The organism is Paracoccus yibinensis, assembly GCF_030846195.1.
In the GTDB taxonomy this organism is placed as follows: domain Bacteria; phylum Pseudomonadota; class Alphaproteobacteria; order Rhodobacterales; family Rhodobacteraceae; genus Paracoccus; species Paracoccus yibinensis.
The window spans coordinates 220,542-245,919 of record NZ_JAVCWH010000003.1 but is presented as its reverse complement, the minus strand read 5'-3'; the positions used below and the strand labels follow the sequence as shown (position 1 = coordinate 245,919).

27 protein-coding genes are annotated in these 25,378 nt (G+C 66.1%); 11 read left to right on the top strand and 16 right to left on the bottom strand.

The window, feature by feature from the left end:
* Positions 1–159: 159 nt before the first annotated feature.
* The 3 genes from RAH32_RS08365 to miaB all read right to left on the bottom strand — a co-directional run bounded on the left by RAH32_RS08365 (position 160) and on the right by miaB (position 2,514).
* Complete coding sequence (locus tag RAH32_RS08365) at positions 160–528, bottom strand: hypothetical protein (protein ID WP_306607037.1); 369 nt, start codon at positions 526–528, stop codon at positions 160–162.
* 140 nt (positions 529–668) lie between these two features.
* Positions 669–1,145 (bottom strand): hypothetical protein, encoded by a 477-nt coding sequence (locus RAH32_RS08360; protein WP_306607035.1) that lies wholly within the window; start codon positions 1,143–1,145, stop codon positions 669–671.
* Between the two features lie 37 nt (positions 1,146–1,182).
* Positions 1,183–2,514 (bottom strand): tRNA (N6-isopentenyl adenosine(37)-C2)-methylthiotransferase MiaB, encoded by a 1,332-nt coding sequence (gene miaB / locus RAH32_RS08355; protein WP_306607033.1) that lies wholly within the window; start codon positions 2,512–2,514, stop codon positions 1,183–1,185.
* A 62-nt stretch (positions 2,515–2,576) separates the two neighbouring features.
* On the opposite strand from miaB, the gene RAH32_RS08350 reads away from it, so the two are divergent.
* Positions 2,577–2,903 carry a TfoX/Sxy family protein gene (locus RAH32_RS08350; protein WP_306607031.1) on the top strand — a complete coding sequence of 109 codons (327 nt, stop codon included), beginning with the start codon at positions 2,577–2,579 and terminating at the stop codon, positions 2,901–2,903.
* Positions 2,904–2,952: 49 nt separating this feature from the next.
* The gene (locus tag RAH32_RS08345; RefSeq protein ID WP_306607721.1) at positions 2,953–4,317 is read left to right on the top strand and encodes an aminotransferase; all 1,365 of its coding nucleotides are present in this window, start codon (positions 2,953–2,955) and stop codon (positions 4,315–4,317) included.
* Between the two features lie 59 nt (positions 4,318–4,376).
* Here the strand turns inward: RAH32_RS08345 and RAH32_RS08340 are convergent, their stop codons facing one another.
* The 3 genes from RAH32_RS08340 to ubiA all read right to left on the bottom strand — a co-directional run bounded on the left by RAH32_RS08340 (position 4,377) and on the right by ubiA (position 7,842).
* On the bottom strand, positions 4,377–4,685 hold the full coding sequence (locus RAH32_RS08340) for a hypothetical protein (RefSeq protein ID WP_306607029.1): 309 nt from the start codon (positions 4,683–4,685) through the stop codon (positions 4,377–4,379).
* A gap of 35 nt (positions 4,686–4,720) precedes the next feature.
* Positions 4,721–6,841: an OmpA family protein gene (locus RAH32_RS08335; RefSeq protein WP_306607027.1), complete on the bottom strand. Its 2,121-nt coding sequence runs from the start codon at positions 6,839–6,841 to the stop codon at positions 4,721–4,723.
* 62 nt (positions 6,842–6,903) lie between these two features.
* The gene (gene ubiA, locus RAH32_RS08330) at positions 6,904–7,842 is read right to left on the bottom strand and encodes a 4-hydroxybenzoate octaprenyltransferase (protein ID WP_306607719.1); all 939 of its coding nucleotides are present in this window, start codon (positions 7,840–7,842) and stop codon (positions 6,904–6,906) included.
* A gap of 13 nt (positions 7,843–7,855) precedes the next feature.
* On the opposite strand from ubiA, the gene RAH32_RS08325 reads away from it, so the two are divergent.
* Positions 7,856–8,575: a 16S rRNA (uracil(1498)-N(3))-methyltransferase gene (locus RAH32_RS08325; RefSeq protein WP_306607026.1), complete on the top strand. Its 720-nt coding sequence runs from the start codon at positions 7,856–7,858 to the stop codon at positions 8,573–8,575.
* Positions 8,576–8,767: 192 nt separating this feature from the next.
* Positions 8,768–8,962, top strand: coding sequence for a DUF1127 domain-containing protein (locus RAH32_RS08320; RefSeq protein WP_306607717.1), 195 nt, complete (start codon positions 8,768–8,770; stop codon positions 8,960–8,962).
* 68 nt (positions 8,963–9,030) lie between these two features.
* Here RAH32_RS08320 and RAH32_RS08315 read toward each other — a convergent pair whose 3' ends face one another.
* The 7 genes from RAH32_RS08315 to fsa form a co-directional block, all read right to left on the bottom strand.
* Positions 9,031–9,282: a DUF982 domain-containing protein gene (locus RAH32_RS08315; RefSeq protein WP_306607024.1), complete on the bottom strand. Its 252-nt coding sequence runs from the start codon at positions 9,280–9,282 to the stop codon at positions 9,031–9,033.
* Positions 9,283–9,383: 101 nt separating this feature from the next.
* A complete protein-coding gene (locus tag RAH32_RS08310) occupies positions 9,384–9,590 on the bottom strand; it encodes a cold-shock protein (RefSeq protein WP_103172357.1) in 207 nt (68 codons plus the stop codon).
* Positions 9,591–9,753: 163 nt separating this feature from the next.
* On the bottom strand, positions 9,754–10,626 hold the full coding sequence (locus RAH32_RS08305) for a 50S ribosomal protein L11 methyltransferase (protein WP_306607023.1): 873 nt from the start codon (positions 10,624–10,626) through the stop codon (positions 9,754–9,756).
* Positions 10,626–11,201 (bottom strand): peptide-methionine (S)-S-oxide reductase MsrA, encoded by a 576-nt coding sequence (msrA, locus tag RAH32_RS08300; protein ID WP_306607021.1) that lies wholly within the window; start codon positions 11,199–11,201, stop codon positions 10,626–10,628. The genes RAH32_RS08305 and msrA overlap by 1 nt, the downstream gene beginning before the upstream one ends.
* 71 nt (positions 11,202–11,272) lie before the next feature.
* The gene (locus RAH32_RS08295; RefSeq protein ID WP_306607019.1) at positions 11,273–12,202 is read right to left on the bottom strand and encodes a tyrosine recombinase XerC; all 930 of its coding nucleotides are present in this window, start codon (positions 12,200–12,202) and stop codon (positions 11,273–11,275) included.
* A complete protein-coding gene (locus RAH32_RS08290; RefSeq protein ID WP_306607017.1) occupies positions 12,199–12,894 on the bottom strand; it encodes a DUF484 family protein in 696 nt (231 codons plus the stop codon). Before RAH32_RS08290 ends, RAH32_RS08295 begins: the two co-directional genes overlap by 4 nt.
* Positions 12,895–12,909: 15 nt before the next feature.
* On the bottom strand, positions 12,910–13,566 hold the full coding sequence (gene fsa, locus RAH32_RS08285) for a fructose-6-phosphate aldolase (protein ID WP_306607015.1): 657 nt from the start codon (positions 13,564–13,566) through the stop codon (positions 12,910–12,912).
* Between the two features lie 109 nt (positions 13,567–13,675).
* On the opposite strand from fsa, the gene RAH32_RS08280 reads away from it, so the two are divergent.
* Together RAH32_RS08280 and RAH32_RS08275 are read left to right on the top strand one after the other, a co-directional pair.
* Positions 13,676–15,877 (top strand): primosomal protein N', encoded by a 2,202-nt coding sequence (locus RAH32_RS08280; protein WP_306607013.1) that lies wholly within the window; start codon positions 13,676–13,678, stop codon positions 15,875–15,877.
* A gap of 27 nt (positions 15,878–15,904) precedes the next feature.
* Positions 15,905–16,609, top strand: a complete 705-nt coding sequence (locus RAH32_RS08275; protein ID WP_306607011.1) for a hypothetical protein — start codon at positions 15,905–15,907, stop codon at positions 16,607–16,609.
* Between the two features lie 24 nt (positions 16,610–16,633).
* On the opposite strand, the gene RAH32_RS08270 is transcribed toward RAH32_RS08275, so the two are convergent.
* The 3 genes from RAH32_RS08270 to RAH32_RS08260 all read right to left on the bottom strand — a co-directional run bounded on the left by RAH32_RS08270 (position 16,634) and on the right by RAH32_RS08260 (position 19,343).
* Positions 16,634–17,578 (bottom strand): lytic transglycosylase domain-containing protein, encoded by a 945-nt coding sequence (locus RAH32_RS08270; RefSeq protein ID WP_306607009.1) that lies wholly within the window; start codon positions 17,576–17,578, stop codon positions 16,634–16,636.
* Positions 17,579–17,589: 11 nt separating this feature from the next.
* On the bottom strand, positions 17,590–18,357 hold the full coding sequence (locus tag RAH32_RS08265; protein WP_306607007.1) for a hypothetical protein: 768 nt from the start codon (positions 18,355–18,357) through the stop codon (positions 17,590–17,592).
* A gap of 113 nt (positions 18,358–18,470) precedes the next feature.
* Entirely contained in the window at positions 18,471–19,343 is an 873-nt protein-coding gene (locus RAH32_RS08260; RefSeq protein WP_373429683.1) for a L,D-transpeptidase, read from the bottom strand.
* Between the two features lie 331 nt (positions 19,344–19,674).
* Between RAH32_RS08260 and RAH32_RS08255 the strand changes: the two genes are divergently transcribed.
* The 5 genes from RAH32_RS08255 to dxs are packed head-to-tail and all read left to right on the top strand — an operon-like array spanning position 19,675 to position 25,287.
* Positions 19,675–21,303: an MFS transporter gene (locus RAH32_RS08255; RefSeq protein WP_306607005.1), complete on the top strand. Its 1,629-nt coding sequence runs from the start codon at positions 19,675–19,677 to the stop codon at positions 21,301–21,303.
* A gap of 11 nt (positions 21,304–21,314) precedes the next feature.
* Entirely contained in the window at positions 21,315–22,235 is a 921-nt protein-coding gene (locus RAH32_RS08250; RefSeq protein ID WP_306607003.1) for a histone deacetylase family protein, read from the top strand.
* Positions 22,232–22,468 (top strand): exodeoxyribonuclease VII small subunit, encoded by a 237-nt coding sequence (locus tag RAH32_RS08245; protein ID WP_154764573.1) that lies wholly within the window; start codon positions 22,232–22,234, stop codon positions 22,466–22,468. Before RAH32_RS08250 ends, RAH32_RS08245 begins: the two co-directional genes overlap by 4 nt.
* Positions 22,468–23,328 carry a polyprenyl synthetase family protein gene (locus RAH32_RS08240; protein ID WP_306606999.1) on the top strand — a complete coding sequence of 287 codons (861 nt, stop codon included), beginning with the start codon at positions 22,468–22,470 and terminating at the stop codon, positions 23,326–23,328. The genes RAH32_RS08245 and RAH32_RS08240 overlap by 1 nt, the downstream gene beginning before the upstream one ends.
* A 42-nt stretch (positions 23,329–23,370) precedes the next feature.
* Positions 23,371–25,287, top strand: coding sequence for a 1-deoxy-D-xylulose-5-phosphate synthase (gene dxs / locus RAH32_RS08235; RefSeq protein WP_306606997.1), 1,917 nt, complete (start codon positions 23,371–23,373; stop codon positions 25,285–25,287).
* Positions 25,288–25,378: the final 91 nt, after the last annotated feature.

Genomic DNA, 25,378 nt, shown 5'->3' with positions numbered 1-25,378 from the left:
CTGTCCTGTTCGCGCGTTCCTGGGGGCCGGTCTTTCATCACAGCGTCCGACATCGCCCCGGCGATGGCCCGACGCCTCGGACTTTCGTGTCAGGCTGCTGACGCGAAAGAGGCCGGTCCCCCGTATGTTCGCGCGTTCCTGGGGACCGGCCGCATTATTTCAGCGCCGACCGTTCGTGCCGCCCGACGGCACCACCTGCGCGTGCTGCACCACGGTCCAGTCCTCGTGCCCGCGCCGGCGATAGACCGAGGTGCAGGCGGCCTTGAACTGCGTGTCGCCCTTGGACGCCGTGACATTGTAGCCGACGACGATCATGCCTTCTTCGGGCCGGGACATGGTCTTGTCGTCGAACGCCACCTCGTCCCATTCGGGGGTGCCGCTGACCGCGTCGACGGCGGCCTGGCCCGCGAACAGATGGGGCGCATGGCTGAGCGCCATGACGCACTCGGGATCGACCCTTTCGTGATAGCGTTCTTCCGAGGCGCGCCACAGGCGTTCCTCGAACTTCCATACCCGGTCGTCGTCCATGCCGGCCTCCTAGTGTGATGCGTTTGGCTTAACGATGGGCATCAGGTGGAGTTCCAGAAAACTGCACTTTCTGCTGGATAAAGTCGCTACCGACAATAAATTATCCTGCCACAAAAATTCGGAACTTTTATCTCACACAATCATTTTAAACTTAAATTAATAGTGTTGATTGCTGTATTGCTATCCGTTAACAGATCATATGGCGCTATATTAAATCCATCAGAAAATACGAGACGGCATGGTATCTTCTCTGATACTGATACACCTCCTGTGGATGCGCTTAAGATAGAAGAAGGCTGAATAACGGCATCTAGGCCAACAAAGGAAGCTGGGTTTGTCTCGATAGCGGCATGTTTAAAGACGGTAGCCGCGGCTTGAAGGTGGTTAGCATAATTATATGAATCTCTGAATAAAGCCCTTACACAACTGAGCGATATATTTCTTTCCTTTGCAATATGGTCAAGAGACTGCCAAACTAGTATCGTTGCAGAAATAGCAAGGTCAAGAGAATAGGGATCTTCTTTAAGTCGCCTTAGCATTGGCTCAACTACGTCATTTCTATAGCCAGCATAAGAGATTTTTCTAGCTCTCCAGAAGGGAGTAACCTGAATTTTCAAATGGAAATCTCCTAATGTCTTAGCATTTCACAACAAGCTAGGACTTCAATTCGCCCCGCAGCGAATTGGCCGCGCTTTCCACGATCCGCACGGACACAAGGTCGCCCACCTGCGCCTGCGGCGCGTCCACGAAAACCGAGTGCAGGTAATCCGACTTGCCGATCATCTGCCCATCCTTGCGGCCCGGCTTTTCGAACAGCACGCCCAGGGTGCGCCCGACCATGCCTTCCTGCGCGGCCTTCTGCTGTTTCGTCAGCAGCGCCTGCAGTTCCTGCAACCGCTGGTCGGCCAGGTCGCTGTCCACCTCGGGGCGATCATAGGCGGGGGTGCCGGGGCGAGGGGAATACTTGAAGCTGAAGGCGGTCCCGAAGCCCACCTCGGCCACCAGGCGCAGCGTGTCCGCGTGGTCTGCGTCCGTCTCGCCCGGAAAGCCCACGATGAAGTCGCTGGTCAGCATGATATCGGGCCGCGCCTCGCGGATGCGGTCGATCAGGCGCAGATACTGCGCCGCCGTGTGCTTGCGGTTCATGGCCTTCAGGATACGGTCGCTGCCCGACTGCACGGGCAGGTGCAGATAGGGCATCAGCTGCGGGATGTCCCGATGCGCCGCGATCAGGTCGTCGGCCATGTCGTTCGGGTGGCTGGTGGTATAGCGGATACGGTCCAGCCCCTCGATATCTGCAAGCGCCCGGATCAGGCGGCCAAAGCCCCATTCGCCGCCCGATCCCGCGCCATGCCAGCCATTCACGTTCTGGCCCAGCAAGGTGATTTCCCGCACGCCCCGATCCACGAGGTCGCGCGCCTCGCGCAGGATCCGGTCAACGGGGCGGCTCACCTCGGCACCGCGCGTATAGGGGACGACGCAGAAGGCGCAGAACTTGTCGCAGCCTTCCTGCACCGTCAGGAAGGCTGCGGGTGCGCGGCGGGTGGCGCGGTTCTGGGGCAGGTGGTCGAACTTGTCCTCGGCCGGGAACTCGGTCAGGATCGCGGGCGCCTCGCCGCGCGCCATGGCGGGAAGGCGGTGATAGGTCTGCGGTCCCACCACCAGATCGACCAGCGGCATCCGGCGCACGATCTCGGCGCCCTCGGCCTGGGCCACGCAGCCCGCGACGCCGATCTTCAGGTCGGGCTTTTCCGCCTTCAGCGGCTTCAGGCGGCCCAGGTCGGAATACAGCTTCTCGGCCGCTTTCTCGCGGATATGGCAGGTGTTCAGCAGGACCATGTCGGCCTCCGCCTGATCCTCGGTCAGGACATAGCCTTCCGCGCCCATGGCCTCGGCCATGCGCTGGCTGTCATAGACATTCATCTGGCAGCCATAGGTCTTGATGAAAAGCTTTTTCACTGCCGGGGGATTGGCCTGGTCGTTCATTGCCGCTGTCCTTGGGGGATCGAGTGCTGATACAGCAAAGACGGCGAAATGGAAAGCGGGCCATGGACAGCGACCTGACGGCGATCACCAATATCGGGCCGGCAACGGCGAGGGCGCTGATCGCGGCGGGCATTCCCGACGCCGCGACCCTGCGCCGGATCGGCGCGCATGACGCCTATCGTGCGCTGCTGGCGGCAGGCGAGCGGCCGCATTTCATTGGCTATTACGTCCTGGTCATGGCCTTGCAGGGGCGGCCCTGGAACGACTGCCAGGGCGCTGAAAAGGCCGCGCTGCGCGAGCGATTCGATTCGCTGGTGGTCGAGGTGCGCACCGCGCCCCTGGCGGGGATCGAGGCGGAACTGGACCTGATCGGTTTGCGCCGTCCTTGATCGCCCGCATCGGCCCGGCTAGCCTGCGGGCAAACCGATGGAGGCCATGATGAACAAACCGCAAAGCTGGGAAGCCCGCGCCGACGAATACTCGCTTTATGGCTTCACCGACCTGCCCAGCGTCGCCAGCCGCGGGGCGGTCGTGCTGACCCATGGCGAGGGGCCTTACGTCGTCGATGTGAACGGCCGCCGCTATCTGGATGCGAATTCGGGCCTGTGGAACATGGTTGCTGGCTTCGACCACAAGGGCCTGGCCGAGGCCGCGAAGGCCCAATACGACCGCTTTCCCGGATACCACGCCTTTTTCGGGCGCCTGTCCGACCAGACCGTGATGCTGTCGGAAAAACTGGTCGAGGTGTCCCCCTTCGAGCGCGGCAAGGTGTTCTACACCAACTCGGGGTCCGAGGCGAACGACACCATGGTCAAGATGCTGTGGTTCCTGCACGCCAGCGAGGGCAACCCGCAGCGGCGCAAGATCCTGACCCGCTGGAACGCCTATCACGGCGTCACGGTGGTGTCGGCTTCCATGACCGGCAAGCCCTATAACGAGGTCTTCGGCCTGCCGCTGCCCGGCTTCATCCACCTGACCTGCCCGCATTACTGGCGCTATGGCAAGGCCGACGAAACCGAGGAACAGTTCACCGCGCGCCTGGCGCAGGAGCTTGAGGACACGATCCAGCGCGAAGGCCCAGACACCATCGCGGGCTTCTTTGCCGAACCCGTGCAGGGCGCGGGGGGCGTGATCCCGCCGTCGCAGGGCTATTTCCAGGCGGTGCTGCCGATCCTCAAGAAATACGGCATTCCCATGATCTCGGACGAGGTGATCACCGGCTTTGGCCGAACCGGCAATACCTGGGGCTGCCAGACCTATGGATTCACGCCCGACGCGATCATCAGTTCCAAGAACCTGACCGCCGGGCTGTTCCCGATGGGCGCGGTGATCCTGGGTTCCGAACTGACCGACCGGCTGCAAAAGGCCATCGACCGGATCGAGGAATTCCCCCATGGCTTCACCGCATCGGGGCATCCGGTCGGCTGCGCCATCGCGTTGAAGGCCATCGACGTGGTGATGAACGAAGGGCTTGCCGAAAATGTGAAACGACTCGCTCCTCGGTTGGAGGCTGGCCTGCGCGCCATCATGGACCGCAGCGATCATATCGGCGAATTGCGCGGCGTGGGCTTCATGTGGGCGCTTGAGGCGGTCAAGGACAAGGCCACCAAGACGCCCTTCGACAGCAGCCTGTCAGTCAGCGAACGCATCGCCAACGCCTGCACCGACCTGGGCCTGATCTGCCGTCCGCTGGGCCAGTCTATCGTGCTGTGCCCGCCTTTCATCCTGACCGAAGCGCAGATGGACGAGATCTTCGAGAAGCTGGAAAAGGCGCTGCAAAAGGTCTTTGCCGAGGTGGCGTAACGTAGGGTGCGTGTTTGCACGCACCACACCTGCGTCAATGGTGCGTGCAAGCACGCACCCTACCGGCGCACCAGCTTGCGTTCGATGTAATCCCGTAACTCCTCGATCTCGGTGCGGCTTTCTCGCAGCCCCTCCATGGCCGCGTCCAGTTCTGCCTGCACGGCGGCAAGACGGGTTTCGCGTTCCTTCAGCAGGACGATGGCCTTGTCGCGTTCGCGTTCGGTGTCGTGCAACTGCCGCGCCAGATCGGCCAGGTCGGCCGGGCTGGGGCGGGTCAGGCGCCCGATCAGCCAGCTTGCGAACCAGCCCAGCACGAAGACGCCGAACAGGATGATCGTGGTGACAGTGACGAATTCCGTACGGTTCATGGATCGGTTCACCTTGCGGTCAGTCGGCGACGCGGTCAGTCGGCGGGGCCTTCGTCCGGCCGGGGCGAGGGGCGGGGCGTGTCGGGCGTCGGCGTCAGGACCGGCAGCCTAATGTTTTCCTCGCGTTCGTCCAGCGTCTGAAAGACCTCGCTCGCGCCGACGGTCGCGGGGGCGGTCGGACCGGCGGTGACGCGCGGCATCTCGGGTCCGAACATCTGCGGCTGCGCGGGCGGCTGGACGGGGCCGATCAGGTCCGGGACAGGCTGGCCGGGGGGCAGGGGTTCCGTGGTCAGGCCCGACAGCGTCACCGGCGGGGGCAGGGGGGTGCTGCGGACCGGATGATCCGACAGCAGGCGGAATTCGATGCGCCGGTTTTCCTCGCGGCCTTCCTCGGTCTCGTTCGAGGCAATGGGCTGGCTTTCGCCATAGCCGCGCGCGGTCAGGTGGGATATGTCGATGCCCGCATCCGCCATGGCGGCGACCAGGGCCTGCGCGCGGCCTCGCGACAGGTCGGCGTTGAAGCCCTCGGACCCCTGGGAATCGGTATGGCCCCCTGCCTCGATCTGGTAATCGGCGCATTCGGCCATGACGGCCGCCAGCCGGTCCAGCGTGGGGGCAGGATCGCCTGCAATGGCAGCCTTCGACGGTTCGAAGCCGATTTCGGATTCGGACATGATGATGTTCAACTGCCGCACGCATTCCGGTCCGTCAGGCAGGTTCAGCGACAGATCCAGCCTCCGGTCGTAACGGATCGCCAGTTCGTATCTTGCCCCCGGCCCCAGCCGTTCCCCCAACCGGGCCGCCGCTGCCTCGGGCGCGCCGGGATCGCCCGAGGTGCCGGTCACGCGGATCAGGTCCGGCGTCACGCGGACGCTGCCGGTCTGAAGGGTGTCCAGGGCCTCGATCGCGCCGATGACGCGAACGGTCCAGCCTTGCGGCACCCGCTGATCGCCGGTCAGGTCCGCCTGGACGGTCAGAAAGCGGGCGCGGGCCAGGCTGTCCACGGTTTCCGCCATGCGGTCGTCGCTGATCGGCCCCCGCATGTCCAGCACCTGCGCGTCCGACAGGGTGGCGGTAAATTCCATCGGCCCCGGGTTCGCTTGGTCGGGGGCCTGTTCCAGGGTCGATTGCAGGGAAAAGACCGGAGGCAAGGATTGCTGCAACTCCGCCACGGCCGCGTCGAAGGCAGGCCGCGCGACCGAAGGCGGTGCCGTCAGGGCGATATCCGCATCCGACAGCGTGACGGTGCCCTGGCCAAGGTCGGCCACAGCCCCGATGGCCGCAACCGCCGCATCGGCCCAGTCCGCGGAAGGCGAACCCAGGCCCAGCGTGCAGGCGGGCACGTCGGGAACCCCTGCCGCCTGCGCCGCCGCCACGATCCGGTCGCGGCCTTCCTCGGCATCCGCGGCGCAGGCCTCGAACCGGGCGCCGTCCCCATCCTTGACGAAGCGCAGGGTGAAGGGCGCGACCACGGGACGGGGCGCGGAAATGTCCGTGACCAGCGTGATGCCCTTGGGTGCCCCCCGGCGCAGACCGGATTCCAGGCGGCCCTTTTCATCCGCGCTGTCGGCCAGTGCCGAAATCGTCACGCTGCCCGGCTGGATCGAGATCTTGGCCTGCGCCATGCTTTGTGTCGCGCGCAACCCATATTGCAGCGCCGCGTCCCACCCTTCGGGGACCGCATAATCGGCGGTTTCCAGCAGGTCGGTGACTTGGGGCGCGGCGGTCTCGCTGCGCAGCATCCGCAGCAGCCCCGCCCGGTCGGTCGAAGCGGGAACCAGCCCGATCAGGGAAATCCCCTGGTCGTTGCGCAGAAGTTCGACCTTGAAATCAGGCGGGGTCACGGCATCGGCTGATGCGACCGACATCCGGTCCACCACGCGCGATGGATCGACCGCGCTGCCCGCCTGGGTCATGGCGCGGAAGCGGTCGATCTCGGACGGGGCGGTTCCGGTCAGGCGGACCTGCAAGCCGTCGGTCGTGACCGTCACCCAGTTCTGGCCGGATGCATGCAGCGCCAGTTCCACATCCTGCCGGGACCGGTCCTCGACATAGCGGGCGGCGGCTTCGGCGCCCAGCCAGCACAGCCCGCCCGCTGCGGACAGGACCAGAATGGAGGCGACCGGCGACAGAAGCCGCCTGCGGGATGACGCCATGGGGCATGACCTTGGGCTGTTTCCTGAACGCGTCGTCTAGCGGCCGGATCGCCGCCGCGCAATCAGACCAGCCCCGCCAAGGCAAGAAACAGCGCAAGGATCAACCCGGCGTCGCGGTTCGACCGGAACAGCCGCAAACAGACAGCCCCTTGTTCCGGCTGGAAATTCCGCAGCTGCCAGGCCAAATGCACCGCAAACCCGGCCAGTCCCGCATAGCCTATCAACAGATTGCGACCCGTCAGTGAGATCGCAACCGCCAGCAGCGCCACCGTCAGCACCGCGAAACCCGCCAGGATGCGCGGGCTGTTGTCGCCGAACAGCCGGGCCGTGGATTTCACGCCGATCAGGGCATCATCCTCGACATCCTGGTGGGCATAGATGGTGTCATAGAAGATCGTCCAGGCAATGCCCGCGGCCCAGGCCACCACTGGTGCCGCGTCCAGCCGCCCCATATGCGCCGCATAGGCCAGCATGACGCCCCAGTTGAAGGCCAGCCCCAGGAAGACCTGCGGCCACCAGGTAAAGCGCTTGGCAAAGGGATAGATCGCCACAAGCACCAGCGAGGCCACGCCCATCCAGATCGCGGCCCGGTCCAACGTCAGCAGGATCACGAGGCCCACCAGGCATTGCGCCACCAGCCAGCCATAGGCGCCCCGCAGCGTCACCTGACCCGAGGGCAGGGGCCGGGACCGGGTGCGCGCCACCTTGTCGTCGATGTCACGGTCGGTGATGTCGTTCCAGGTGCAGCCCGCCCCCCGCATCACCAGGGCGCCGACCGTGCAGGCCACCGCGATCCACAGGTCCAGCCAACGGGGACCGTCGGCCATCATCGCCAGCCCGATCCCCCACCAGCAGGGCAGCAGCAGAAGCCATGTCCCGATCGGTCGGTCGGCGCGGGACAAGCGCAGCCAAGGCCGCCAGGCGGGCGGGGCGGCGGTGTCCACCCAGTTGCCCTTGGGCGCGTCGATGACGGTGTCTGGTCTTTCCGTCCGGCTTTGCATAGCGTCTGGCCCCATGGCAAGGATCAGGCTGTTCATAGATCACCCGCTGGCGGCGGGACAACCCATCCCGCTGGACGGCGCGCAGGCGCATTACCTGGGCGGCGTCATGCGTCAGGCGCCCGGTGACAGAGTCGAGGTCTTCAACGGCCGCGACGGTGCCTGGGCCGCGCGGATTGCGCAGCTGTCCAAGCGCGGTGGGACGCTGGATGTGCTGGAACAGTCCGCCCCCCAGCGCGATCCGCCCGACCTGTGGCTTCTGTTCGCGCCCATCAAGAAGGCGCGCACCGACTTCATCGTCGAAAAGGCGGCGGAGATGGGCGCGGCGCGCATCCTGCCGGTGCAGACCGATTTCACCAATGCCGAACGCATCCGGCAGGACCGACTGCAAGCCCATGCCGTCGAGGCAGCCGAGCAATGCGGCGGCACCTTCGTGCCCCCGGTCGCGGATTTGATGCCGCTGTCGCGCCTGCTGGACGGCTGGGACACATCCCGTCGCATCCTGTGGGCGGACGAGGCCATGGCCGGACCGGCCGAAACGCTGGCGGTCCTGCCGCGCGGCCCCTGGGCGATCCTGATCGGTCCCGAAGGCGGCTTTTCGGACGCGGAACGGGGGCGTTTGTCGTCGCTGCCCCATGTGAGTCGGATCAGCCTGGGTCCGCGGATTCTGCGCGCCGATACGGCTGCCGTTGCGGCACTTGCGTTGTGGCAGGCGGCCCTGGGGGACTGGCGCTAGGGGCGATGCTGCAATGCGGCGTTCCGCAACCGGAAAACGACACCTCCTGTCGCTTTAACGCTTTCTTTATCTGCGTTTTCTGCATGGCGGCATTGCCTTGCCCGCAGCTACTCTTTCAACAATGCCCGCTCTATATCCTGTTGCATGAAGCACATGCCCGATGGTCGGGCACTTCTGAAACAGGTGATGAAAATGTCGACGATGGAACTGAACCGCGGCTTGGCTGTTGGGGGCGTTGGCAATGTCGTTGCAAACTTTTTCTCGATGCTGTCCGCGTGGAACGATGCCCGCGTGACCCGTCGTGAACTGAGCCGCCTGTCGGATCGCGAGCTGGACGATATCGGTCTGTGCCGCGGCGACATCGAGCGGATTGCGCACGGTCTGTAAGCCATAGCCATCCCGGTTTGACGAACGAACCCCCGATGCGGTCGCAGAGGGGGTTTTTTCTTGTGCGGTCAGTGCTGGTTGACGGGCCGGAAGCCCGCGCTTCGTGCGGCAGCCGAAAAGGCCTTTCGTGCCGAACCGACGGGGGTCATGCAATGGGCGGCGGCGTCCAGCATCTTTGCTGCATGGCGACGATACACGTCGTCAACCGGCCATCTGCGTTCCAGCCAATGGGCTGCGGTTTCAAGGGTGGTGAAGGTCTTCGTCTCGCCGTCGGGCGAAACGACAAAGGACAGGGGTTGGCCCCAGTGAATCTCGATCAAATTGTCTCTTTCGGGAAGGTCATCCGATCCCGCGCAAGGCGTCCAGGATCGGGAAGGGGGAGGCGATCAGTGCCGCCACCCCGGATCATTCGAAGGGCGTCTTAGGCCAGGGCGAGGTTGGTCGCCGATTCGCGGCCATCGCGGCCACGTTCCACGTCAAAGGTCACGGCCTGGCCGTCCTTGATTTCGCGGAGACCGGCGCGTTCCACGGCCGAAATGTGAAGGAACACGTCCTTGGTGCCATGCTCGGGCTGGATGAAGCCGAAGCCTTTGGTTGCGTTGAACCATTTCACGGTGCCATTGGCCATCGTGATATCTCCTGTCATGTATGCCACCCGCGAGATTGCGGTGGCGCGGCCCAGTCGTCGCAAGAACATCTGAAGCCGTAAAGCAGACAGAAGGTCGAAGGAAGAACATCAGCCACCCTCAGATAGCAGACATTCCCCGGTTTTTCAAGTCCGCGATGGATGGTCAGGATTTCCGCACCAGGGTCAGCGCCGACCATTCCGCCAGATCGTCCCGCCGATCCAGGTCGAACCCCTGCGTTTCATAGGTTTCAACGACCTCGTCCGCCTGGGTGGTCAGGATGCCGGACAGGATGATCCGGCCTTCGGGGGCGACCATCGCGGCCATCTGCGGCGCCAGGTCGATCAGCGGCTGTTTCAGGATATTGGCCAGCACCAGGTCATAGGGAGCGTTGTCTTCAAGCATCTGGTGGCCGAAGCCTGCCGCCTCGATGCAGATCACCCGACCGTCCAGCCCATTGGCGATCACGTTGGCCGCTGCGGTATCGACCGCCACCGCGTCGATGTCGCTGGCCAGCACCGTCACCGGCCACAGGCGCGCCGCCGCCATCGCCAGGACGGCGGTGCCGCAGCCGATATCGACGATGCGGTGGGGCTGGAAACCCTGCGTTGCCAGGCGGTCAAGCGCCTCGAGACAGCCCTTGGTGGTGTTGTGATGGCCGGTGCCGAAGGCCATCGCGGCCTCGATCCACAGCGCCTCGACGCCCTCGGGCACCTTGTCGGCATCGTGGCTGCCATGGACGAAGAAGCGCCCGGCGCGCACCGGGGTCAGCTCGCGGCGGACATGCGCCACCCAGTCCACGTCGGGAAGTTCCGACACGGCGAAGGGATTGGCGCCTAAGGCCGCGGCCAGCAGCGCAAGCGCGATCTCGTCGGGCTTGTCGGTGAAATAGACGCCAACCTCCCAGCGGTCCGAACCATCCTCGATCTCGAAAACGCCGGTGCCGACGGGCTCGGGCTCCAGATCCTCGCAGGCCTCGGCCAGGGCTTCGGCGGCCTGACGGCCTTGGACATGGGTCAGCGCGGAATAGGTGGTCATCAGATCGGATCCGGGTTGGGCATGGACGCCTCTACCCCCGTGCCCTTCAGGCCGCAATAACCATCGGGATTCTTGTGCAGATACTGCTGATGCGCCTCGTGCGCGGGCCAGAAGGGGGCGGGACCGGTGATCTGCGTGGTGATCTTGCCGAAGCCTGCCACGGCCAGGCGGTTGTCATAGTCGATCTTCGATGCCTCGGCCGCTGCGTGCTGGCTGTCGGTGAAGGCCATGATCAGGCTGCGATACTGGCTGCCCACGTCGTTGCCTTGCCTGTCGCCCTGGGTCGGATCGTGGTTTTCCCAGAACAGTTGCAGCAGGTGGTCATAGCTGATCTTGGAACTGTCATAGACGATGCGCACGACCTCGGCATGGCCGGTGGTGCCGGTCTTCACCTGATCATAGGTCGGATTCTCGACCGTGCCGCCCGCGAAGCCGACCTGGGTCAGCCAGATGCCATTCTGCTGCCAGAACAGCCGTTCCACCCCCCAGTAACAGCCCATGCCGAAGATCGCCTGGTCAAGGCCCTGGAGGACGGGTGCGTCCATCGGCCGGTTGAAGATCGCATGTGTGGTCATGGTGACATCCTTCTGATCCTGCGTGCTGAACGCGGCAGGGCGCGGCCCGGTTCGACCCCAGCCACGCGGACCTAGCCACGCGGATGCGCGGCCTGATAGACAGCCATCAGATGCGCATCATCGACGCCGGTATAGACCTGCGTGGTGGACAGGCTGGCATGTCCCAGCAGTTCCTGGATGGTGCGCAGATCACCCCCGGCCGCCAGCAGATGCGTGGCAAAGGAATGGCGCAGCGCGTGCGGCGTGGCCGTGGGAGGCAGGCCCAGGGACGCGCGGGCCTTTTGCATCGCACCCTCGATGATGCCGGGTGCCAACCGCCCGCCGCGCACGCCGCGGAACAGCGGTTGGCCGGGGGCCGGTTGCCAAGGGCAAAGGCGCAGGTAATCGGCCACGGCCTGCCGCGCCACCGGCAGGACGGGAACGTGTCGCTGACGGCCGCCCTTGCCGGTGATGGTCAGGCTGTCGCGGAAGGGCCAGTCGTCGCCGTTCAGGGACAACGCTTCGGAGATGCGCAGCCCGCAGCCCCACAGCAGCGTCATCACCGCCGTGTCTCGGGCGGCCACCCAGGGCGTATCATGGCCCAGCGCCACCATATCCAGCGTGTCCCGCGCCTGATCGGGCGTCAGGGGGCGCGGCAGGGACCGTGTGTATTTCGGGCTGCGCGTCGAAAGCGCCGCCGACAGGTCATGGCCCTCGCGGTCCCCGATCCAGCGCAGGAAGCTGCGCACCGCCGATTGCCGCCGGGCAAGCGAACGCGCGCCGAGGCCACGCGCGCGTTCGGCGGCGGCAAAGGCGCGCATGTCGGTCTGGCGCAGGTCGGCCAAGGATTTCGGCGTGGCGGCCTGCCCGTGATGACCGCCCAGGAAGGCTAGGAAGGCCAGAAGGTCGCCGCGATAGGCGGTGATGGTGTGGTCCGATCTGTTGCGGGTCGCGGCTTCCACCTCCAGCCATCGGGCCAAGGCATTGGCCATGGCGGGCGCCAGGGCCAGCGGCGCGGTCATCCGCGCAGCCGCGACAGCAGGACCAGCCGGAAGACCTGGGCGAAGAACCGCAGCAGGTCGGTGCCATGCGCGGGCATGAAGCGGGTCTTGTCGGCGCTGCCCATCAGCAGCATGGCACGCGGGCGGCGCGCGCCTAGGTCGATGGGCAAGAGCGCCTCGGACGCGACGGACCGGCCGTGCATCAGCTGCGTCACCGGCGAGGCCGGGCGCAGAACGATGTCGTCGCCGCGCGGCGTGCGCCGCCCGGCCGCGATGATCCGGCCGATGGCGCCTTCGGGCACCAGGACTGCATCCTCGGGCAGGCCGGGGATGACGGGGTCCGGTTCGACCACCAGCCGCAGGGTTTCGATCCGCAAAAGGGGCGCGATGTCGGATTGCAGGCTGTCCACCAGTTCCACCAGATCGGCCGATTCAAGCAGTCCGATCACCGCGCGATGGATCACCGCCGTGCCCGACTGGTTGTCGAAGGCCGCCGCGATCACGCTTTCATGCTGCGATTCCAGACGATCCAGCCGCGTTTCCAGCGCCTCCATCGCGCGGCCGCGGATGTCGATCACGTTGTCGCCCACCTCGGCCTCGCGCGCGGCGACCAGGGCGCGCATCAGGTCGCGGTCGGCCAGGATGACGCCGGGGTCGGCCAGCAGCCTGTCGCGTGTCTCGGGGTCAAGCCCCGCCTGCTGTTCCGCCGTCATGCCTGTCCCTTTTCGTTATCCGCCGATCTTCTGACCGGTCTTTGCCCAGTCGGCAGTGAACTGCTCAAGCCCCTTGTCCGTCAAGACATGTTTCGCCATCGACTTGATCACGGCGGGGGGTGCGGTAATGACGTCGGCGCCGATCTTGCCCACTTCGACGATGTGGTTCACCGACCGGATCGAGGCCGCGAGGATCTGGGTCTCGTAGCCATAGTTGTCGTAAATCTCGCGGATGTCGGCGATCAGGTCCACGCCGTCCAGACCGATGTCGTCCAGCCGGCCCACGAAGGGGCTGATGAAGGTCGCGCCCGCCTTGGCGGCCAGGATCGCCTGCGCTGCGGTGAAGCACAGCGTCACGTTGACCATGTGGCCTTCGTCGGCGAAGGTCCGGCAGGCCTTGAGCCCGTCCCAGGTCAGGGGCACCTTGATGGCGATGTTGGGGGCGATCTGCGCCAGGTGGCGGCCTTCGCGGATCATGTCATCGGCCTTGTCGGCCACGACTTCGGCGGAAACGGGGCCGCTGACCATCTCGCAGATCTCGCGGGTCACTTCCTCGATGTTGCGCCCGGCCTTCAGGATCAGCGAGGGGTTGGTGGTCACGCCATCGACCATGCCCAGCTCGTTCAGCTCGCGGATGGCATCCACATCGGCGGTATCAAGGAAGAATTTCATGGTCATGCTCCGGTAAGGCGGTTCGCTGGGGTGATAGCGCAAAACCGCCTTGGCCGAAAGGGGCAGGGCGGGCCTTGCAACGGGCACGCGGCAGGGTTTTATCAGGGCGATGAAAACCCTGCCCGCCTTTTTCCCCGCGCGTGCGCGCATTGCCGTTCTGACGGTCGAACCGGTGGGCGTCCTGGATTACCTGGCACCCGAGGGGGGCGTGGCGCAGGGACAGCTTGTTCTGGTGCCGCTGGGGCCGCGCCGGGTCGTGGGTCTGGTCATGGGCGAGGGCGTGGGGGATTTCGACTTGGCCAAGCTTCGCCCCGTGGCGCGCGTGCTGGATGCCGAACCCTTCGACGCGCGCTTCCTGGACTTTCTGACACGGGCTGCCGATTACACGCTGACGCCGCTGCCCTTGATGCTGCGCATGGCGACGCGCGCGCCCGACCTGGACCAGCCGCCCGCCGCCCGCCGCGTGATCGTGCCGGGCGGCGTGCCGCCGTCGCGCATGACCGAGGCGCGCGAGCGCGTGATGCAGGTCATGGCCGATCACGGCGGGGCAAGCTTTGCGCCAGCGGAGTTGGCCCAGCTTGCAGGCGTCGGAACGGCGGTGGTCAAGGGCCTGGTCGCGGCGGGCACCCTGGCCGAGGTTCAGGCCCCTCGCGATCTGCCCTATCCCCGGCTGGACGCCTCGCGCCCCGGCAAGCCGCTGGACGCCGACCAGCAGGCGGCGGCGGACGCGCTGCGCGGGGCGGTCCGGGCGGGGGGCTATGGCACCACCCTGCTGCGCGGGGTCACCGGGTCCGGCAAGACCGAAGTCTATCTGGAGGCCGTCGCCGAATGCCTGGCGCAGGGTCGCCAGGCCCTTGTCCTGCTGCCGGAAATCGCGCTGTCGGCCGAGTTCCTGGACCGGGTCGAGGCCCGCTTCGGCGCGCGTCCCGGCGAATGGCACAGCGGCATCACCCGCACGGAACGCCGCCGCTTGTGGCACATGGCGGGCAAGGGCGAGGTCGGGCTGGTCGTCGGCGCCCGGTCCGCGCTGTTCTTGCCTTTCCGCGACCTGGGCCTGATCGTCGTCGATGAGGAACACGACTCCAGCTACAAGCAGGAGGACGTGGTCTATTACAGCGCCCGCGACATGGCGGTGCTGCGCGCGTCCATCAACGGGGCGCAGGTGGTGCTGGCCTCGGCCACGCCGTCGCTGGAAAGCTGGGTGAACGCCCACAGTGGCAAGTACCGGCGACTGGACCTACGGTCACGCTATGGCACGGCTGAGTTGCCCGACATGGCCGCGATCGACCTGCGGGCCGAGGAGATGGCGTCGGGCCGCTGGATCTCGCCCACGCTGGCGGGGGCGGTCGAATCGCGGCTGGCCAAAGGGGAGCAATCGCTGCTGTTCCTGAACCGGCGCGGCTATGCGCCGGTGATGCTGTGCCGGGCCTGCGGCGAACAAATCGGCTGCCATCAATGCGACGCGCGGATGGTCGAACACCGCTTCCAGAACCGCCTGATCTGCCACCAATGCGGAGAGTCGCGGCCCATCCCGCTGGCCTGCCCCTCCTGCAAGGTTGAAGGAAAGCTGGCCCCCATCGGCCCCGGCGTGGAACGCATCGCCGAAGAGGTCGCCGCCCGCTTTCCCGACGCCAAGGCGACCGTGCTTTCATCCGACCTGTTCCATTCCGCGCGCGCGCTGAAGGACACCATCGCCGAGATCGCGAATGGCGACACCCAGATCATCATTGGCACGCAGATCGTCGCCAAGGGCCACAACTTCCCGCGCCTGACGCTGGTGGGCGTGATCGACGCCGACCTGGGCCTGCAAGGCGCCGACCTGCGCGCGGCGGAACGGTCGTTCCAACTGATGCGCCAGGTCGCAGGCCGCGCAGGCCGCCAGGGGGGCGCCGCGCCGGGGGTGGCGCTGCTGCAAACCCACCAGCCCGAACACCCGGTGATCCGCGCGATCCTGTCGGGCGAGGACGAGGCCTTCTGGAACGCCGAGGCTGCCGGACGCCAGGCCACCGGGATGCCCCCGTTCGGGCGCCTGGCGGGGATCATCCTGTCCCATCCTGACCTGGGCGTCGTCGCCGATTTCGCCCGCCATCTGGCCGCCCATGCCGCGCCGCTGGAACAGGCGGGGGCGCAACTGTGGGGACCGGCCCCCGCGCCCATCGCGCGGATCCGGGGGCGGCACCGGATGCGGATGCTGATCCACGCGCCGCGCCAGGCGCCCATCCAGTCCGCCATCGCCGACTGGCTCGCCCCGCACAAGCCGCCCGCAAACCTGCGGCTGTCGGTGGACATCGATCCGCAGAGTTTTCTATAGGTTCAAAGAAAATTTAAGGAGATCGTTGTGAAAGACACCCGCTCACTGGTGGATCTAGTCTGTATGAACCCGAACAAAGAGGAGGAGGCTTGGGCGTGGTTCTGCATCGGAGCAGAACTTCAAAAAATTGGTAGAAATTATAGAAGCACAAAAAAATTTGGTGAAGCCGTGTCTTCTACACCGCTGAGCCACCTCCCAGCTTCTGATCGGTCAGATGCAAGGTGGATGTTTCAAAACTGGAAAGATGTTCTTAACTGGCTTGAAGTAGAATCTGGGCTCCCCGTGGAAGATCCCTTTTTGATGCTAAGTAATCTTAATCACTCCCATCCTTCGGCTATACGTAGAAAAGTTAGACTTTTAAAGGAGAACATCATCAATGATGTTGCAACAAACGGTGAGTTGAAGGAAGTGGGGAGAATTGCCTTTGAGCGTGCATGGAAAGCATCAGGAACGGAAATGGAAATTTCCAATCCTTCTTTTGAGGGGGGCGAGGGCATTTGGTATCTTGTAGAAGCATACGACCCTTTTTCAGGAAGCGGAAGCGCAAAATATTTGTTTGACTGGGAAGAGGTATTATCCCTGATTCAAGATCCGAAGCAGGCAGACTGGCTGCATCGCAGGGTTGAAGAATGGATTGTAGAGGAGCAAGGATATGACAAAAGCAATAATGGGGAAATGATTATGGATGATAAAGGTAGATTTCACTTTCGCAGTGACCTAAAGGATTATTAATAGGATGATTAATTAACCCAAACTTCAGTTCCGCAACACAATGCACCGCCCGCCCAACTGCTTGAGGCGGTTGCAGAAGGCGGCGGCCTCGCGCCTGCTGTCCCAGCCGATCTGCGCGGTATAGACGGCGCGGCGTGCCCCGGTGATGCGCTTGCGGACATAACCCACCTGCTTGTCGCCCAGGATCGGGCGCAGGCTGCGGTTCAGGCGGGCGACCTGTTGGATCGCGCCGGACTGGCTGGGATGGCTGGCCACGATCACGCCCCAGGGAAAGACCTTGGGCTGGGTCATGAACTCGCGCAGCCTGCGTTCGCCCGCAAGCTTTTCGCAGGCAGGGCGAAACGCCAGGTCGGGATCCAGGGCCAGCTTCAGTTCCCGGGCCTGGGGCGGATTGTCGCGCCAGCGAAGCGCGTCAAATCCGGTGATCGCGGCCACATAATCCTGCGTTTCATAGGGCAGGCCGCCATTCTGGCCGATGAACCGCGCCGCGCGGTTTTCCCCCCCGTTATAGGCCACGGCGGCCAGGCCGATATTGCCGAACATGTTGGTCAGGTGGCGCAGATACCAGGCCGACTTGTGGATCGCCTGCGCGGGGTTCATCGGATCGTGCAGGTCGTAAAGATCAGCCGTGCCCGGCATGAACTGCGCGATGCCAAGCGCGCCCACCGGGCTGATCGCGCCCGGTTCGAACCGGCTTTCCTTCCACAGCAGACGGGCCAGGAAGTTCGGGTCCAGCCCCCGTTCGGCGGCATTGCGTTCGATCAGCTTGCAGACATCGGCGGCATAGTGATCCAGCCGCACGCAATCGCGCCCGTCATCGGTGCAGCGCAGCGATTCGGTCTGGCGGACCGGGGGGCGCCCGGCCAGGGCGTCGACGGCGGGAAAGGCCTGGGCGGCGGGCGCGGCCAGCATCGCCAGCACCGCAGCCAGTCGCCGGAACCATCCTGCCAGGGGGCGGGGCAACGTCATGGCGGACAGGATCAGGCGACGTCCAGCGGGTCGGACTTGGCCTTGGCGGCCTTGCCCTTGCCCTTCTTCTTGTCCTTGCCCTTCGGCTTGTCAGCTTTCGCGCTTGCCTTGAGGGCGTCCTTCTCGGCCTTTCGCGCGGCCTTCTTTTCGGCCTTGCGCTCGGCCTTGGCCGCGTCCTTTTCCGCCTTCCGGGCCGCCTTGCGGGCTTCCTTCTCGGCCTCTTTCGCAGCCTTGCGGGCGGCCTTTCCCTGAACCTGGGTCGCGGGGGCCGGACTTTCCGGCTGGGCCGGGGCGGGGGTGGCGGGGGTCATGGATGCGGTGGCAGAGGGCACGGATTCCGCCGCCGGGGCTGCCGCAGACTTGGCGCCCGCCTTGGCGACGCGGCGAGAGCCGGTGCGCAGGTCAGGCTTGCGAACCTCGGCCTTCTCGCGGCCTGCGGGCTTTCTGGCAGGCGAGGCGGGCTTGCGCTTGGCAGGCTTTTCAGGCTTTGGCGCGACGGGCTTGACCACCGGGCTGCCGCTGCTTGCGGAAGGCGTGGCCTTGCGCTTGCGCTGTTCGCGCCTGACCCGCCTGATGGCGGCCGCAAGGATGTCGGCTGCCGCCACCTGCCCGTTTTCACCCCGTGGCCCCGCCTGGTCCGCCGCGGCCTTCAGTTCGGCAATCAGCGCCCCCAGCGCCCCGTCGTCCAGATGGCCAAGCGCCGCGCCGCGGCTTCTGTCGGCCAAGGCCCGCTGCTCGACGGTCAGAAGTTCCTGTTCCAGCTTGCTGTAGTTGGGCATCGCTTCTTCCCTGGGGCGGCGTGATTTCGCGCGAATGTTGCGAAAGATTTTCCGGTTTTGCAATTGGAAAGGCCCCAGCCGAAGCCGGGGCCTTCAAGGGCGATCTGCCCGGTTTACTGAACGGCACTTTCCACCGGGGACATGGTCGTGACCGGCGCGCTATAGGGCGTGCTGATCGTCGTGACGGCATAGGGATCCGTCACCATCGAGGTGGCCGGATAGGCCGTGGCCGTCGGGGCCAGCGCGGCGGTGGCCGGGACGGGCGCCTGTCCGGCGGGCACCACATAGCCTTCGGGCGTTTCGGTCATCGGACCTTCCAGGCGAACGCTTTCCGCCTGGCTGCGGACATGCACGGTGGCGCCGGTCTCGACCTGGGAAAACAGGTCGATGATGTCCTGGTTGAACAGTCGGATGCAGCCGGCCGAGGTGGCCTTGCCGATGGAGGACGGGTCCATCGTGCCATGGATGCGGTAATAGGTGTCGCGCCCGCCTTCATAAAGATACAGCGCCCGCGATCCCAGGGGGTTGTGCATCCCACCGGTCAGTCCGCCCGCGAACTGCGCGTAAAGATCGGGCTGGGTGCGGATCATGTTGTCGGTCGGCCGCCAGGACGGCCAGGCCGCCTTGCGGGCGATGGTCGCGGTGCCGGCATAGCCGGTGCCGGCACGGCCCACGGCCACGCCATAGCGCATCGCCTGTCCGCCCTGCTGGACGTGATACAGAACGCGCGCATAGGGGTCGACGACGATCGTGCCCGGCTCCTCGGGTCCGTTATAGGGCACCTGCTGGCGCTGGTTGCGCTCGTTCAGATAGGCGGCGCGGACAGCGGGGATCTGGATCGGCTCTCCGTTCGGGCCGGTATCGGTGCGGGCCTGATAGGCTGGCGGCACGGGGGGCGTGGCCAGGGTTATCGGCTGGCTGTTGTTCCCACATGCGGCAAGCCCCAGGGCAAGCGCCGTGAACAGGGTGGCAAGACGCATCATCATCAACTTCCTTCATGGCATACGGCGTCGCGGGGACCGCGCCAGCAGCGTAAAATTCCCGAACCACCCCGGCGGCAGGACCGGGCGGTGATTCGCGTATCGGTTCATCAGCCTGTCACAGGCACCGGGCGTCAAGCCTTGCAGCCTGATCCGGCCGACGGCAATCCCGGCCTTGTGGCGAAAGAGCGGCAGTCTGTTCAAGAATGACTGACGCTGGAACAACTTGTCGTTTGGTTTGGTTTCATCCCGGCCCCGAGGCGCCATCCCAAGACCGCAGATTGCCCCCCGCCACCCGGCTGGCTAGGCTGCCGAAAAGCCCGAAGCGACCGTTCCAGTGACCGACCAGACAGCATCCGCCCTTGCCCCGTTCCGGCACCGCGACTTCCGCCTGCTGTGGAGCGCGACTCTGGTGTCGAATTTCGGCGGGCTGGTGCAGGCCGTGGGCGCGGCCTGGTTGATGACGCAACTGACCGACAGCGCCACGCTGATCGCGCTGGTGCAGGCCTCGAACACGCTGCCGATCATGCTGCTGGCGCTGGCATCGGGCGCCTTGGCCGACATCTTCGACCGCAAGACGATCCTTTTGTTCGCGCAATGCTTCATGGCCGCCGTGTCGCTGGTCCTGGCGGTGGTCGCCTGGCAGGGCTGGCTGACCCCTTGGCTGCTGCTGGGTTTCACCTTCCTGATCGGGGCGGGGCAGGCACTCTATAACCCGCCGTGGCAGGCCAGCATGGGTGACCTGGTGCCGCGCGCGGACCTCCCTGCCGCCGTCACGCTTAACTCGGTGGGCTTCAATCTGATGCGCAGCGTGGGACCGGCGGCGGGGGGCTTCATCGTGGCAGGCTTCGGCGCGGCTGCGGCCTTCGCCGTCAACGCCGCCAGCTATATCCCCCTGCTGGGCGCGCTGTTCCGATGGCGCCCGAACATCGCCCCCCGGACCGCCCCGCCCGAGGCCTTCCTGCCCGCCGTGGCCGCGGGCCTGCGCTATGTCTTCCTGTCGCCGAACCTGACAAAGGTGATCGGGCGCGGCGCGCTGTTCGGCTTTGCCGCCGTGTCCGTGCTGGCGCTGCTGCCCCTGGTCGCCAAATCCCACCCCGAGGGGGGCTCGATGCTGTTCGGCGGCCTTCTGGGCTGCTACGGCATCGGCGCCATCGCCGGGGCGGCGTTGAACCCCCGTATCCGGGCGCGGTTCGACAACGAAAACATCGTGCGCATGGCCTTTGCGGGCTTCGCGCTGTCGGCGGTCGTGCTGGGCCAGACGCAATCGGTCTGGCTGCACGCGCTGGCACTGCTGCCTGCGGGGGCATCCTGGGTGCTGGCCTTGTCGCTGTTCAACGTGACGGTGCAGCTGTCCACCCCCCGCTGGGTGGTGGCGCGCGCGCTGGCGCTGTATCAGACGGCAACCTTCGGCGGCATGGCAGCGGGGTCCTGGGTCTGGGGCGGCATCGCCGGGGCGCATGGGCTGGGCCAGGCGCTGACGGCGGCGGGGATCGTGCTGCTGGTCGGCGCGGTGATCGGCGTCTGGTTCAAGGCCCCCGAGTTCGGCACGGCCGACCTGGACCCGGCCAACCGGTTTCGCGAACCGGCGCTGCGGATCGACCTGCGCGGGCGGTCGGGTCCGATCATGGTCATGGTCGATTACCGCATCGCCCAGAAGGACGTGCCGGAATTCCTGCGCCTGATGCAGAAGCGCCGCAACATTCGCCGCCGTGACGGCGCGCGGAACTGGGCCTTGCTGCGCGACCTTGAACATCCCGACCTGTGGACCGAAAGCTATCACATCGCCACCTGGGACGAATATGTGCGCCACAACCTGCGCCGCACGAAATCGGACGCCGAGATCACCGTATCCCTGCGTGCCCTGCACCAGGGCGAGGGCGATCCGCTGGTCCACCGCATGATCGAGCGCCACAGCGTCGGTCCCGAGGATGACCTGCCCCTGATCGGCAAGATGGACGTATAGGAAAGGCCGCCATGACCACTGCCCTGTTCACGCATCCCGACGCCGAACGCCATATCACGCCCCCCGGCCATGCCGAGCAGGTCGCACGCCATGCCGCGGTCCTTGACGCGCTTGCCGACCTGGCCCTTGACCGTCGCGAGGCGCCGCGAGCCGACGAGGCCGATATCCTGCGCTGCCATCCGCAGTCCTATCTGGAACGCATCCGCGCGGCCGTCCCCGAAGAAGGCTGGCAAATGCTGGACGCCGATACCCATCTGTCGCCCGGCAGCCTGGATGCCGCCCTGCGCGGGGTCGGCGGGGCCGTGGCGGCGGTGGATGCCGTGCTGGCGGGCGAGGTCGCGAATGCCTTTGTCGCCATGCGCCCGCCCGGCCATCATGCCGAACGCGAGACGCCAATGGGCTTCTGCATCTTCGGCAACGCGGCCATTGCGGCGATGCGCGCCCTGGATCATCACGGTCTGGACCGCGTCGCAGTGCTGGATTTTGACGTGCATCACGGCAACGGCACGCAGGCGCTGCTGTGGGATGAACGCCGCGCTTTCTTCGCATCCACCCATCAGATGCCGCTTTATCCCGGCACGGGGGCAGCCAGCGAACAAGGTGCGCACGGGCAGATGGTGAACGTGCCGCTGCGTCCCGGCTCGGACGGCGCGGCGGGGCAGGCGGCGTGGCGCGACATCCTGGCCCGCTGCCGGGATTTCGCGCCGCAACTGGTGATCGTATCGGCCGGGTTCGACGCCCACGCGGCCGATCCGCTGGCGCAACTGAACTGGGACGACGATGATTTCGCGGCCATCACCCGGATGATCTGCGACATGGCGGCGGATCTGTCGGCCCCGGTGGTATCCTGCCTGGAAGGTGGCTATGATCTGGACGCCCTGGGCCGGTCCGCCCGCGCCCATGTCCAAGTCCTGCTGGAGGCCCGAGAATGAACGACATCGCGACCATGAGCTTCGAGGAAGCCATGAAGGAGCTGGAGGCCACCGTCGGCAAGCTGGAAACCGGCGATGCCAGCCTGGATGAATCGATCCGCCTTTACGAACGCGGCGCCGCCCTGCGCCAGCATTGCGAGAAACGCCTGCGCGAGGCCGAGGACCGGGTGGAAAAGATCACCCTTGCGGCCAATGGCCAGCCCACGGGAACGGAACCGGCCGAGGGGCTGTGATGCAGGATCGCTTGGGGGCGGTGAAAGCCCAGGTCCAGGCCGCGCTTGACCGGGCGATCGGCGCCTTGCCAGAGGGCGAATTGCGCGATGCGATGGCCTATGCCTGCGCGGGCGGCAAGCGGATCAGGGCCTTCCTGGTGATGGAAGCCGCGCGGCTGCATGGCGTGGCCGACGATGCCGCGCTGCCGGTCGCGGCGGCGGTCGAGGCGCTGCACGCCTATTCGCTGGTCCATGACGACCTGCCCGCGATGGACGACGACGACCTGCGCCGGGGTCTGCCCACCGTCCATGTGAAATGGTCCGAGGCCACCGCGATCCTTGCAGGCGACGCGCTGCAATCGTTGGCCTTCGGGCTGCTGGCCGACCCGGCCATCGGCGATGCCGCGACGCGCCGGCTGGTCGCGGCCTTCGCGCAGGCCGTGGGCGGGGCGGGGATGGTCTGGGGGCAGGCGCTGGACATCGCGGCCGAGACGGCAGCAGAACCGCTGACGCTGGACCAGATCACCCAGTTGCAGGGCGGCAAGACCGGCGCGCTGATCCGCTTTGCCGCCCTGGCCGGGCCGCTGATCGCCGATGCCGATCCCGCGCCCCTGGCGGCTTACGCTGATGCCGTGGGACTGGCCTTCCAGATCGCCGACGACATCCTGGATGTGACCGGAAACGAAGATGTGACCGGCAAGCGCGTCGGCAAGGACATGGCGGCGGGCAAGGCCACTTTCGTGTCCCTGCTGGGCCTTGACGGCGCCCGGATCGAGGCCGCGCGCCTTGTTGCCGCCGCCGATGCGGCCCTTGTGCCCTATGGCAAGGATGCCGGAAACTTGCGCCAACTGGCGCGTTTCGTTATCGAACGCGACACCTGAACGACGCCCGCCCCTGCAATCACTCTCCCGAAGGGCCAGCCGATGACCGACCTGACCAAGACGCCGATCCTCGACCGGGTCAAGCTGCCCTCGGACATGAAGTCGCTCAGCGACCGCGAGCTGCACCAGCTTGCCGACGAACTGCGGTCGGAAACGATCAGCGCGGTCAGCGTCACCGGCGGGCACCTGGGCGCGGGTCTGGGCGTGGTGGAACTGACCGTGGCCCTGCACGCGGTCTTCGACACGCCGCGCGACAAGATCATCTGGGACGTGGGCCACCAGTGCTATCCCCACAAGATCCTGACCGGCCGGCGCGACCGCATCCGCACCCTGCGCATGGGCGGCGGGCTGGCGGGCTTTACGAAGCGCGCCGAAAGCCCCTATGACCCCTTCGGCGCGGGCCATTCCTCGACCTCGATCAGCGCGGCCTTGGGCTTTGCCGTGGCGCGCGACCTGGGCGGCGATCCGGGCGATGCCATCGCGGTGATCGGCGACGGCGCCATGAGCGCGGGCATGGCCTTCGAGGCGCTGAACAACGCGGGCCACCTGGGCAAGCGCCTGTTCGTGATCCTGAACGACAACGAGATGTCGATCGCCCCGCCGGTGGGGGCGCTGTCCTCATACCTGACCAGCCTTTACACCCGCCGTCCCTTCCAGGATCTGCGCGCCGCCGCCAAGGGCGCCGTGGGCCTGTTGCCGCCACCCTTCCAGGAAGGCGCGCGCCGGGCCAAGGAAATGCTGAAGGGCATGACCATCGGCGGCACCCTGTTCGAGGAGCTGGGCTTTTCCTATATTGGCCCGGTGGATGGCCATGACCTGGACCAGCTTCTGCCGCTCTTGCGCACGGTGAAGTCGCGCGCGACCGGCCCGGTGCTGATCCATGCCGTGACGCGCAAGGGCAAGGGCTATGCGCCCGCCGAAAACGCCGCCGACCGGGGCCATGCGACGGGCAAGTTCGACATGGTGACGGGCGTGCAGGCCAAGGCGGAATCGAACGCGCCCAGCTATACCGCCGTCTTTGCCCGCGCCCTGATCGACGAAGCCGGGCGCGACGACAAGATCGTGGGCATCACCGCCGCCATGCCGGACGGCACGGGGCTGAAGCAGTTCGCCGAACGCTTCCCGCGCCGGACCTTTGACGTGGGCATCGCCGAACAGCACGCCGTCACCTTTGCGGCCGGGCTTGCGGCAGGGGGCATGAAGCCCTTCTGCGCGATCTATTCGACCTTCCTGCAGCGCGGCTATGACCAGGTGGTGCATGACGTGGCGGTGCAGGGGCTTCCGGTGCGCTTTGCCATCGACCGCGCGGGTCTTGTGGGGCAGGACGGGCCGACCCATGCGGGCGCCTATGACATCGCCTTCCTGGCAAACCTGCCCGGCATGGTGGTGATGGCCGCCGCGGATGAGGCCGAACTGATGCACATGGTCGCCACCGCCGCCGCCCATGACAGCGGCCCCATCGCCTTCCGCTTTCCACGCGGCGAGGGCACCGGGGTCGAAATGCCCGAACGCGGGCAGGTGCTGGAGATCGGCAAGGGCCGCATCGTGCAACAGGGCAAGGGCGTCGCGATCCTGTCCTTCGGCACCCGCCTGTCCGAGGCGCAGAAGGCCTGCGAATCGCTGGGCGCACGCGGGATCACCCCCACGATCGCCGATGCACGCTTCGCCAAGCCCCTGGATCGCGACCTGATCCTGCGGCTGGCGGCCGGTCACGACGCGCTGATCACGCTGGAGGAAGGCGCGGTCGGCGGTTTCGGCAGCCATGTCGCGCAACTGTTGTCGGACGAGGGCGTGTTCGACCGGGGTCTGCGCTTCCGGTCCATGGTGCTGCCGGATCGCTTCGTCGATCACGACGCGCCTTTTGCGATGTATGACACCTCCGCCCTGAACGCCGCCCATATCGAGGCGAAGGTGCTGGAGGTCATGGGCGTGGCGCGGCTGGCAGGCAAGACGGCATGATCTGACTGCCCGCACTGCGGGCAGCTTGCCGATTTCCAGATCAAGGCGCAGGATTTTTGCTGCATCGCAGCATGATCTTGGCCGCGTGACG

Excerpts from the sequence above, each read along its gene's own strand:
- RAH32_RS08365 (WP_306607037.1), bottom strand. The coding sequence starts at position 528 with ATGGACGACGACCGGGTATGGAAGTTCGAGGAACGCCTGTGGCGCGCC.
- miaB (WP_306607033.1), bottom strand. The coding sequence starts at position 2,514 with ATGAACGACCAGGCCAATCCCCCGGCAGTGAAAAAGCTTTTCATCAAG.
- RAH32_RS08350 (WP_306607031.1), top strand. The coding sequence starts at position 2,577 with ATGGACAGCGACCTGACGGCGATCACCAATATCGGGCCGGCAACGGCG.
- RAH32_RS08345 (WP_306607721.1), top strand. The coding sequence starts at position 2,953 with ATGAACAAACCGCAAAGCTGGGAAGCCCGCGCCGACGAATACTCGCTT.
- RAH32_RS08340 (WP_306607029.1), bottom strand. The coding sequence starts at position 4,685 with ATGAACCGTACGGAATTCGTCACTGTCACCACGATCATCCTGTTCGGC.
- RAH32_RS08335 (WP_306607027.1), bottom strand. The coding sequence starts at position 6,841 with ATGGCGTCATCCCGCAGGCGGCTTCTGTCGCCGGTCGCCTCCATTCTG.
- ubiA (WP_306607719.1), bottom strand. The coding sequence starts at position 7,842 with ATGCAAAGCCGGACGGAAAGACCAGACACCGTCATCGACGCGCCCAAG.
- RAH32_RS08325 (WP_306607026.1), top strand. The coding sequence starts at position 7,856 with ATGGCAAGGATCAGGCTGTTCATAGATCACCCGCTGGCGGCGGGACAA.
- RAH32_RS08320 (WP_306607717.1), top strand. The coding sequence starts at position 8,768 with ATGTCGACGATGGAACTGAACCGCGGCTTGGCTGTTGGGGGCGTTGGC.
- RAH32_RS08310 (WP_103172357.1), bottom strand. The coding sequence starts at position 9,590 with ATGGCCAATGGCACCGTGAAATGGTTCAACGCAACCAAAGGCTTCGGC.
- RAH32_RS08305 (WP_306607023.1), bottom strand. The coding sequence starts at position 10,626 with ATGACCACCTATTCCGCGCTGACCCATGTCCAAGGCCGTCAGGCCGCC.
- msrA (WP_306607021.1), bottom strand. The coding sequence starts at position 11,201 with ATGACCACACATGCGATCTTCAACCGGCCGATGGACGCACCCGTCCTC.
- RAH32_RS08295 (WP_306607019.1), bottom strand. The coding sequence starts at position 12,202 with ATGACCGCGCCGCTGGCCCTGGCGCCCGCCATGGCCAATGCCTTGGCC.
- RAH32_RS08290 (WP_306607017.1), bottom strand. The coding sequence starts at position 12,894 with ATGACGGCGGAACAGCAGGCGGGGCTTGACCCCGAGACACGCGACAGG.
- fsa (WP_306607015.1), bottom strand. The coding sequence starts at position 13,566 with ATGAAATTCTTCCTTGATACCGCCGATGTGGATGCCATCCGCGAGCTG.
- RAH32_RS08280 (WP_306607013.1), top strand. The coding sequence starts at position 13,676 with ATGAAAACCCTGCCCGCCTTTTTCCCCGCGCGTGCGCGCATTGCCGTT.
- RAH32_RS08270 (WP_306607009.1), bottom strand. The coding sequence starts at position 17,578 with ATGACGTTGCCCCGCCCCCTGGCAGGATGGTTCCGGCGACTGGCTGCG.
- RAH32_RS08265 (WP_306607007.1), bottom strand. The coding sequence starts at position 18,357 with ATGCCCAACTACAGCAAGCTGGAACAGGAACTTCTGACCGTCGAGCAG.
- RAH32_RS08260 (WP_373429683.1), bottom strand. The coding sequence starts at position 19,343 with ATGATGATGCGTCTTGCCACCCTGTTCACGGCGCTTGCCCTGGGGCTT.
- RAH32_RS08250 (WP_306607003.1), top strand. The coding sequence starts at position 21,315 with ATGACCACTGCCCTGTTCACGCATCCCGACGCCGAACGCCATATCACG.
- RAH32_RS08245 (WP_154764573.1), top strand. The coding sequence starts at position 22,232 with ATGAACGACATCGCGACCATGAGCTTCGAGGAAGCCATGAAGGAGCTG.
- RAH32_RS08240 (WP_306606999.1), top strand. The coding sequence starts at position 22,468 with ATGCAGGATCGCTTGGGGGCGGTGAAAGCCCAGGTCCAGGCCGCGCTT.
- dxs (WP_306606997.1), top strand. The coding sequence starts at position 23,371 with ATGACCGACCTGACCAAGACGCCGATCCTCGACCGGGTCAAGCTGCCC.